The following is a 7,621-nucleotide window of genomic DNA, read 5'->3' as shown; positions in this document are numbered from 1 at the left end:
CCCGGGCGAGCGGCGGGCGGCGTTCGGGGCGTTCCTGGCCGGCGCCGCGCGGGTGTTCGCGCCGTCCTCCGACACGGCGGCCCGGATCCGCACGGTGTACCCGGATCTGTCGGTCACGGTGCGGCCGCATGTCGAGCCGGAGCGGTCGGTGCGTGACACCAGCCTCCAGCGGCCCGGCCGAATCCGCCGCGTCGCCGTGCTCGGCGCGATCAGCGCCACGAAGGGCGGCCTGTTCCTGCAGGCGCTCGCCACCGACGCGCGGGACCGCGACCTGCCGCTGCACTTCGCGATCGTGGGCTACTCGGACCCGGCCCTGGCGATCGGCCTGGAGCGCGTCGGGGTCGCCCAGACCGGGCGCTATTCCGGGGACCACGAGGCCCTGGACCTGGTCTGGCGGCTCTCGGCCGACCTCGTGCTGCTGCCGGCGATCTGGCCCGAGACCTACTCGTACGCGCTGACCCTGGCGCTGCGCACCGGCCTGCCGGTGGCGGCCTTCGACCTCGGCGCGCCGGCCGAGCGGCTGCGCGCCTACCCGAACGGGCACCTGCTCCCCGGCGCGCTGGCCACCGATCCGGCCGCCTTCAACGACCGCCTGCTCGCCATCGACGTCTCGGCCGCGGGCCGGCTCACCGTGCCGATCCGGGCCGCCACCTACGGCGACCTGATGGGCGACTATTACGGCCTGGACCCGGCGCCGGCCGGGACCGGGCACCCCAGCGACGAGGACGCCGCATGATCTCCGTCAACGAGGACATGAAGCAGGAGATGCTGCGCCGCGGCATCTCGGTGCTGCACCCGGCCCCGTTCGGCCTGCCGGAGGATTGCGTCTTCGAGCCGCCGTGCAGCATCAAGTGGATGGGCGTCGATTACTGCCTCACCATGGGGGCGTTCTCGTACGCGGTCAGCGGCTACTATTTCGGGGCCGACATCGCCCGCTACTGCTCGATCGGCGAGAGCGTCCAGGTCGGGCGCGGCAGCCACCCGGTCCAGTGCGGCTCGACCTCGCCGCTGTTCTACACGCACCACTCGGCCGTGTTCGACCGCATCGACCCGCGGGCGGAGGATTACGAGATCTCCGGCCCGTATCTCTGGCCCAAGCGCGTGCGCATCGGCAACGACGTCTATATCGGCCACGGCGCCTTCCTGATGCCCGACATCACGATCGGCGACGGGGCGGTGATCGGCGCCATGGCGGTGGTGACCAAGGACGTGCCGCCCTACGCGATCGTGGCCGGCAGCCCCGCCCGGATCGTGAAGATGCGCTTCCCGGACGCGCTGATCGAGCGCTACCTGAAGGTGCAATGGTGGCGCTACGCCTTCTGGGACCTGCGCCAGTGCTCGATCACCGACCCGGAGCGGTTCATCGACGCCGTCGAGGAGCGGATCGCCGGCGGCATGCAGGAATACCGGCCGGAGTTGATCCCGATCCGGTCGCTGGTGCCGGGCGCCTGAGGCCCGGCGCCCGCCGGGACGCGCCGGGGCGTCCGCAGCGGCACGCTCAGCCCGCCAGCACCCGCGCCGCCGCGTCGCCGAGGGCCCGCACGCCGAGGGCGAGGTCGGCGTCGCTGGTATCCTCCGCCCAGTGGTGGCTGATGCCGCCGATCGAGGGCACGAACAGCATCGCGGCCGGCAGGATCCGGGCGACGTTCTGGGCGTCGTGCCCGGCCCCCGACGGCATCACCTGCCACCCGCCGGGGCAGACGCTCTCGGCCGCCTCCGAGAGGGCGCGCATCAGGGCCGGGTCGCAGGGGGCGGGGATCGCCTTGGCCAGGGCCGTCAGCGTGGCCGGGCAGCGCTCGCGCCGGTTCGAGTCCCGCACCAGCGCCTCCAGGCAGGCCTCCATCCGCTCCAGCACGGGCATCGCCACGTCGCGGAACTGGAAATACACCTCGGCCCGCCCCGGGATGATGCTGAAGCCGCCGGGATCCAGGGTGATCCGTCCCGTGGTCCAGGTGCTGCGCGGCCCGCAGACCTTCGGGAATTCCCGGTCGATCGCCGCGAGCAGCCGCACCGCCGAGAGACCCGCGTCCCGGCGCTCCGCCATGGTGGTGCCGCCCGCGTGGTCCTGGTTGCCGGCGAAGTCGATCCGGAACTGCCAGATCGCCACGATGCCGCTCACCACGCCGAGATGCAGGCCTGCGGATTCGAGCTGCGTGCCCTGCTCGATGTGCATCTCCAGGAAGCCGCGGTAGCGGTCCGGGTCGAGCCGCGTCCGGGGCAGGCCGGCGAGGCCGGCGCTCGCGAGCGCGGCGCGGAGCGGCGTGCCGTCGGTGCGGTTGCGGGCCTCGTCGATCTCGGCCTCGGTCAGGTCGCCGATCGCCGAGCGGCTGCCCAGGAAGCCCCCCGAGAAGTGCCCCTCCTCGTCCGCGAAGGCGACGACGTCGACGGGCAGCCCGGCGCGGGCCAGAGCGACCCCGGCCACGACGCCCAGCGCCCCGTCGAGCCAGCCGGCCTCGTTCTGCGTCTCGATGTGGCTGCCGACCAGCAGGTGCGGGCCCGGCCCGCGGTGGCGCCCGAGCACGTTGCCGATCCCGTCGATGGAGGCCTCCAGGCCGCAGGCCTCGAGCCGGGCCATCAGCCAGCGCCGGGATTCCATGTCGTCGGCCGAGAAGGTCGGCCGGTGGACGCCGGTGCGGAACCGGCCGATCTCGCGCAGTTCGTACAGGTCGGCCAGGAAGGCCCGGGTGTCGATCGCGGTCATGGTGAGCCCAGGCGATGAGGCCAAGTGTTGTGGCCAAGTGTTGAGGCCGAGTGAGGCGGCCACGTGAGGAGGCCTCCGGCGGTGCAAGCCCCGTGCGGCCCGCTATTCCGCCGCCGCAGGTCTCGAGGCCGCGCCCTGCGCGCCACCCTGCGCGCCACCCCGCGCACCGCCCCCCGCGCCCTCCAGCCAGGCGGCGAGATCGGCCCGGGCCCGGTCGGTGAGCGCGCGCTTCTTCAGCGCCGCCTTCTCGGGTCCGCGCAGGCGCCGGCCGGTCTCGTTGCGGGGGGCCCGCTCGAGCGGCGGGAACAGGCCGAAATTCACGTTCATCGGCTGGAACGAGCGCGGGGCGTTGGCCTCCCCGTCCGCCATCAGGTGGCCGCCGGTGATGTGGGCGATGAGCGCGCCGAGGGCCGTGCTCTGGGGCAGGGGGGCGAGGGGGTCGCCGGCCGCCTCCGCGACGGCGAAGCGGCCGGCCATCAGCCCGACCGCGGCGCTCTCGACGTAGCCCTCGCAGCCGGTGATCTGCCCGGCGAAGCGCAAGGTCGGACGGGCCCGCAGCCGGAGGGTGGCGTCGAGGAGGCGCGGGCTGTCGAGGTAGGTGTTGCGGTGCAGGCCGCCGAGGCGGGCGAACTCGGCCCGCTCCAGGCCGGGGATCATGCGGAAGACCCGCACCTGCTCGGCGTAGGTCAGCTTCGTCTGGAAGCCGACCATGTTGTACAGGGTGCCCAGCGCGTTGTCCTGGCGCAGCTGCACGATCGCGCAGGGCTTGACCAGCGGGTCGCGGGGATTGGTGAGCCCCACGGGCTTCATCGGCCCGTGGCGCAGCGTCTCGGGGCCGCGCTCGGCCATGACCTCGACGGGCAGGCAGCCGTCGAAATAGGGCGTGCCCTCCCACTGCTTGAACCCGATCTTCTCGCCCGCCACGAGGGCGGCCACGAAGGAATCGTACTGCTCCCGGGTCATCGGGCAGTTGAGGTAGTCCGCGCCCGTGCCGCCGGGTCCCGGCTTGTCGTAGCGGGACTGGAACCACGCCACGTCCATGTCGATCGAGTCGCGGTGGACGATCGGCGCGATCGCGTCGAAGAAGGCCAGCGACTCGGCGCCGGTGAGCCCGCGGATGCCCTCGGCCAGCGCCGGCGCGGTGAGCGGGCCGGTGGCGACGATGCAGGGGCCCCATTCCTCCGGCGGCAGGCCCTCGACCTCCCCGCGGACGAGGGTGACGTTCGGGTGCTGCTCCAGGGCCCGGGTCACCGCGGCGGAGAAGCCCTCGCGGTCGACCGCCAGCGCCCCGCCCGCCGGCACCTGGTTGGCGTCGGCCGCCCGCATGATCAGCGAGCTCAAGGAGCGCATCTCCTGGTGCAGCAGCCCGACGGCGTTGCCCTCGGGGTCGTCCGACCGGAACGAGTTGGAGCAGACGAGCTCGGCCAGCCCGTCGGTGCGGTGCGCCTCGGTGCCGCGCACCGGGCGCATCTCGTGGATCACGGCGCGGTGCCCGGCTTCGGCCACCTGCCAGGCGGCCTCGGATCCGGCGAGGCCGCCGCCGACGATGTGGATGGTCTGTGTCATGTCCGAGAATAGCGAAGGACCGCCGTCCGGATCAACGGGCGGCGGTCCTTCGGGGCATTCGTCTCGGGCGCTGTGGCGCGGACGCGGGGATCAGACGCGGGCGACGCCGCGGATCTCACTGCGGTTGATGCCGAGATCGGCAAGATCGCGGTCCGACAGGCGGGACAGCTGGGTGACGGTGTCGCGGTACCGGAGATAGGCGCGGACGCGGCTCAGGACGCTACGGGCGGCGGACATGGTGTGCTGTGACCTCTGCTCGGGCAGACGATGGCGCCCCATTGCGCATCGCTGCCTCTTGTTGGTGCAACGCACATATAATCGCGCCGCAGCGCAGCAGGAGTCGCAAGGTCAAGCACCAGACCTGCGAAAATCGCATAACCGGCTTAAGAAACCGGCAAGGTTTCCGGATGGTCATTCTTTGTGCGCATGCAGGGCGAAGAAGGGCCTTCCGCACGCGCGAAGGGCGCCCCGCCGGTCGGCGGGACGCCCTGCATGCCGTCTGACGGGCTCGGACGGGAGCTCAGTAGAACGGGCGCGGCCCGTAGAAGCCGTAGGGCCGGTAGAAGGGCCGCGGCCGGTAGTAACCGCCGTACCCGCCGTAATAGACCGGGCGCCGCCAGTAGCCGTAGGGCCGGGGGCCCCAGTTCGGCCGGCAGATGCCCCACGGATTGGGATGGAAGCCGGGGCCGCAGCCCCCGGCCGCCTCGGCAGACCCCGCGAGCCCGAGGCCGCCGGCGATCGCGGCGGCCATCACGAGTGCCTTCGCGCGCGGTGCGCTCAGAATCGTCATGACTGGATCTCCTCAACGTTTCCGGCGGATCGGGAGCCGGTCGTTCGAGATTCGGTCCCGCCACCTGAACCGTCGCTGAGCCGTAGGTTGTGTCCGGTACAGGCCCGCGACGGCGCCGCGGCAACGCCGCGCGGAGCGCGAAGGTTGCACGCTCCGGGTCGCGGCCTCAGTGCAGCGAGGGCGTGCGCAGGAACCGCTCCCGATCCCCGGAGACGAGGGCGAGCTTCACGCCGCGCCCCTCCCGGCGGATCGTGAGGGGGACCCGCACCCCGGCCTCGCCCAGGGCCCAGACGCTCCGGAACAGGGCGGCGAGGTCGGCCACCGGCTCGCCGGCCACCGCCTCGATCACGTCGCCGGCCTGGAGGCCGCCGGTCTCGGCCGGGCCGTTATCGGCGAGGCCCATCACGACGATGCCCTCCTCGCTCTCGGTGGCGTAGAGGCCGAGCCAGGGGCGGGGCGGCCGGTCGGCCCGCCCGCGCGTGGCGAGGTCCTCGAGGATCGGCGTCAGCAGATCGATGGGCACGACCATGTTGATCGGCCGCGCCGCGCCGCCGCCGCCCTGCTGCAGCTGCAGCGAGCCGATGCCCAGCAGGTCGCCCTGGGGGCCGATCAGCGCGGTCCCGCCCCAGTGCGGGTGCGCGGGGGCGGTGAACAGGGCCTCGTCGAGGACGTACTCCCAGTAGCCGGCGAATTCCTGCCGGGCCACGACCTCGACGGCGACGCAGCGCTGGCGCCCGCCCGCCCCGGCCAGCACGGCCCGGTCGCCGGTCTTGAGTCCGGCCGAGTGGCCGAGCGGGAGGGCCGGCACGCCGAGATCGCCGAGCGCCTGGACCAGGCCGAAGCCCGTGGCGGCGTCGAAGCCGAGGACGTGGCCGGGCACCGAGCGGCCGTCCCGGGTGGTGAGCCAGACGCTCTCGGCCTCGGTGACGAGGTAGCCGATGGTGAGCACCAGCCCGTCCTCGCGGATCACCACGCCGTTGCCGGCGCGCTCGGTGCCGAGCGTCTCGGCCGTGAACGCGCTGTCCGGGATCCGCGCCGACAGGGCCAGGACCGCGGAGAGCGCCCGGTCGAGGTCGTAGCCGTAATCCGCGGGCCTGGGCTGGGCCTGCGCGGGGATCTTCCACTCGCCCTGCGTCGCCATGACAATCCTTCGGCTCGTCCGCCTGCGCTCCGGTCGGCCCCGGAGCCGCGCCATCGGCACACCATAGGATGTCCGCGCCGCCCGCGTCACCCGCGGCCGGCTGCGACCCGTGGCACGGGCCCGCCCGGGGCGGCCGGGTGCGGCCCGCGGCGGCACCGGCACAAAGAAAAACCGCCCGGCGGAGCCGGGCGGCGCGCCGTCCCGGAGGACGGCCTGTCGGAGATCCGGGAGCCCCCGCCGCGCGGCGGCGGGGAGCCCGGTGTCTCGGAAGGATCTCAGTACTTGCGGACCAGCGGCGCCGGGACCGGCGCGGCGGCCGGGGTCGGCGAGTAGAGCGGCACGATGAACCGGATCCAGCCGTCGGTGGAGTAGTTGTCGCGGGTGCGGCCGAACGCGTTGGTGTACTGCGCGCCGGTCACGACGTCGCGGGCAACGTAGGCCTGGACGGTGAAGATCTTGAAGTCGTAGCCGATGAGACCGCCGAGGGCGAACCGGCCACGGTTCCCGGCCGCGGCGCTGGCCTGGCTGATGTCGAAGTTGTAGGTGCCGTAGGCGATCGGGCCGATCTCGAAGTTGCCGAACTTCTTGGTCGCCGTGAGGTCGAAGTTCAGGGCGTCCGACAGGCGGATCGGGCCGATGGCGGCGCCGACCTGGCCGGGGAAGCGGCCGGGCGAGTCGTAGATGTTGGCGGTCAGGTTGGCGGTGATGTTCCAGCCGTCACCCGTGTAGCTGCCGGCGATGCCGAAGCGGTAGGTGTTGGAGGAGAGCTGCGGCAGGACCGGGGTGGCCGTCGTGCCGTTCGCGGTGATGATCGAGCCGCGGTCGCCGTTCAGGTCGTTCAGGTAGGCGCCGCCGAGCAAGCTGACGCCGAAGTTGTTGCCGAGGTCGAAGGCCCAGATGCCGCCGACGAAGGTGCCGACGTTGATCGAGATGTCCTTGTTGCGCACGCCCGCCGGGTTGCGGGTGAAGGCGAACACGGTCGGGGGCGCCACGAGCAGCTCGACGCGGCCGCCGAACGGCACGAACGGGGTCGACCAGACCAGGACCGGGATGTTGACGGCCGTGTCGGGCGAGTTCGGCGCGTCGGTGCGGCGATAGGTGAACGTGTTGATCGCGTAGAGGCCTTCCGGCAGCGGCGCGCCGACGGCGAGGCCGACCTGCTCGCCCGGAACCGTCGTGGTCTGCGCCTGCGCGATCGTCGAGGTCATGCCGACCGTGAGCGCGACCGTGCCGGCCGCGAGCCAGTTCTTCATCATTTTCTCATTCCTTCCCAAGGTCATACGGCGTCCGTCCCGCATTCGGCACTTCCCTGCCGGTCTGCTCGCCTATCGCGGCTGCCGGCTTCGGACCTGCCGAGCGCCCCCACGGAGCCTGCCCGTCTCAACGTCTGCGACTATTCTACAGAGACCTGCGGAAAGACAGT

At 72.6% G+C, this 7,621-nt stretch carries 8 protein-coding genes; 2 read left to right on the top strand and 6 right to left on the bottom strand.

Annotated elements, in window-relative coordinates:
• On the top strand, nt 1–736 hold a 736-nt coding region (locus ACLBYG_RS26905; RefSeq protein WP_447683488.1), incomplete at its 5' end, for a glycosyltransferase.
• Nucleotides 733–1,452: a CatB-related O-acetyltransferase gene (locus ACLBYG_RS26900; protein WP_091677325.1), complete on the top strand. Its 720-nt coding sequence runs from the start codon at nt 733–735 to the stop codon at nt 1,450–1,452. The genes ACLBYG_RS26905 and ACLBYG_RS26900, both read left to right, overlap by 4 nt.
• Before the next feature lie 46 nt (nt 1,453–1,498).
• Here ACLBYG_RS26900 and ACLBYG_RS26895 read toward each other — a convergent pair whose 3' ends face one another.
• The 6 genes from ACLBYG_RS26895 to ACLBYG_RS26870 form a co-directional block, all read right to left on the bottom strand.
• On the bottom strand, nt 1,499–2,701 hold the full coding sequence (locus tag ACLBYG_RS26895; protein ID WP_091677322.1) for a Zn-dependent hydrolase: 1,203 nt from the start codon (nt 2,699–2,701) through the stop codon (nt 1,499–1,501).
• Between the two features lie 102 nt (nt 2,702–2,803).
• A complete protein-coding gene (gene trmFO, locus ACLBYG_RS26890) occupies nt 2,804–4,267 on the bottom strand; it encodes a methylenetetrahydrofolate--tRNA-(uracil(54)-C(5))-methyltransferase (FADH(2)-oxidizing) TrmFO (protein WP_447683487.1) in 1,464 nt (487 codons plus the stop codon).
• A 90-nt stretch (nt 4,268–4,357) separates the two neighbouring features.
• Nucleotides 4,358–4,504: a DUF1127 domain-containing protein gene (locus ACLBYG_RS26885; RefSeq protein WP_020095497.1), complete on the bottom strand. Its 147-nt coding sequence runs from the start codon at nt 4,502–4,504 to the stop codon at nt 4,358–4,360.
• 283 nt (nt 4,505–4,787) lie between these two features.
• Complete coding sequence (locus ACLBYG_RS26880) at nt 4,788–5,057, bottom strand: GCG_CRPN prefix-to-repeats domain-containing protein (protein WP_020095498.1); 270 nt, start codon at nt 5,055–5,057, stop codon at nt 4,788–4,790.
• A gap of 166 nt (nt 5,058–5,223) precedes the next feature.
• Nucleotides 5,224–6,198: a S1C family serine protease gene (locus tag ACLBYG_RS26875; RefSeq protein ID WP_020095499.1), complete on the bottom strand. Its 975-nt coding sequence runs from the start codon at nt 6,196–6,198 to the stop codon at nt 5,224–5,226.
• A 275-nt stretch (nt 6,199–6,473) separates the two neighbouring features.
• A complete protein-coding gene (locus tag ACLBYG_RS26870) occupies nt 6,474–7,454 on the bottom strand; it encodes a transporter (protein WP_020095500.1) in 981 nt (326 codons plus the stop codon).
• Nucleotides 7,455–7,621: the final 167 nt, after the last annotated feature.

The sequence above is a fragment of the Methylobacterium sp. D53M genome (assembly GCF_053345625.1).
Note: the sequence above shows the minus strand (reverse complement) of the source record. Positions and strands in the feature narration are given on the sequence as shown.